Annotated in this window: 2 protein-coding genes; both read left to right on the top strand. The window is 60.2% G+C overall.

Features of this window, described 5'->3' with window-relative positions; genetic code table 11:
* Positions 1-319: plasmid partitioning protein RepB C-terminal domain-containing protein (locus tag EN925_RS35920; RefSeq protein WP_281040697.1), on the top strand; the 319-nt coding region annotated here is incomplete at its 5' end.
* 153 nt (positions 320-472) lie between these two features.
* Positions 473-1,379 (top strand): plasmid replication protein RepC (repC, locus tag EN925_RS35925; RefSeq protein WP_128337374.1); only part of this gene is annotated, 907 nt, incomplete at its 3' end.

Here is a 1,379-nt window from a genome sequence, read left to right on the forward strand (position 1 = left end):
GGATAGCGCGGGCAGGGCGGCCGACTATGTGGCAAGTCCAGAGTTCGCCACGTCAGGCAGTGACGCACGATTTGCGCGTCTGTTCGACTTCATGAGCGCGCCGGCAAAACGCGCGCCAGCAGCATCGAAGACACAGGAAAAGGCTTGGGCACCGCACGACAGATCCGTGCGAGCCAAGATCACCGACACAGGAAAAGTGTTTACGCTTGCCCTGAAGGCCAAGGAAGCCTCGCCGTTCGGAGCGTTCATAACCGATCGGCTGGACGAGCTTTTCGAGGCTTTTCGGCAATCGGAAACAGCCAAGAAAACAGGAGACTGAAACCGCAAAAGAAAAAGGCCCCCGAACGTCGCCGTCGCGGAAGCCCTTCTCGTCTGTAGCAAGCTGAGAATCGCACTTCCCCGAATCACTGTCAAGAGTCGTGGCGCCATTTCGGCGAGCAGATTTCTTTTGCCTTATTGAAAGGCGAGGGAAATGGAGAGTGGGTTTGCGACGACGCCCTTTGGGCGGCGGCCGATGACGCTTGCGTTGGTGAAAGCCAACACGGCGTCAAGGCAGATACCTCAGGGGTCTGTCGTCGAGAAATGGCAGGTTTATCGGTGGCTGTGCGAGGGCAAGTCGATTGTCGGCGTCGGCGATCGCGCCCTGGCGGTGCTCAGCGGGCTTTTGACGTTTTATCCAGACGACCAGATCAGCGAGGAAAACGGGTTGATGGTCTTTCCGTCCAACGCTCAGCTATCGCTGCGGGCGCACGGCATGGCCGATTCCACGCTGCGCAGGAACCTGGCGGAACTGGTAAGTTGCGGCCTCATCATCCGCAGGGACAGCGCCAACGGCAAAAGATTTGCCCGCAAAGGGCCGGGCGGGGCTGTGGTGGAGGCCTTCGGCTTCTCCCTGGCCCCGTTGATCACCAGGGCAGCGGAGTTTCAGCAGGCGGCCGACCAGGTTCGAGCCGACGGTCGGGCGCTCAGACTGATGCGGGAGCGCATCACGCTGCACCGCCGCGACATCCATAAGCTGATCGAGGCCGCTGTCGAGGAGGATGTGCCCGGGGACTGGGGAACGCTGTGGAAGCGGTTCCGGGCCATTGTGGACGCAATTCCACGCCGGGCAGGCCTGTCGGAGCTGGAAGGGGTCGTCGCCGAGCTGGTAGAGCTGCACGAAGCGGTCAACAAGATGCTGGAAAGCTTCACAAATGCCAAGAATCCTAGCGGCAATGAGTCCCATAATGAGCGGCAGCAATCTGATTCAAACACAGACTCCACTTTTGTATTTGAACCGGCTTTCGAGAAAAGCAGGGCGGAGGCCGAGCCAACATCCCACCCGCCCGAGAAGCCGAAAGGCTACCCGATTGGACTGGTGCTGCGGGCCTGTCCCGATA

Origin of the sequence: Mesorhizobium sp. M7A.F.Ca.US.006.04.2.1 (assembly GCF_004022915.1) — a bacterium.
GTDB lineage: Bacteria > Pseudomonadota > Alphaproteobacteria > Rhizobiales > Rhizobiaceae > Mesorhizobium > Mesorhizobium ciceri.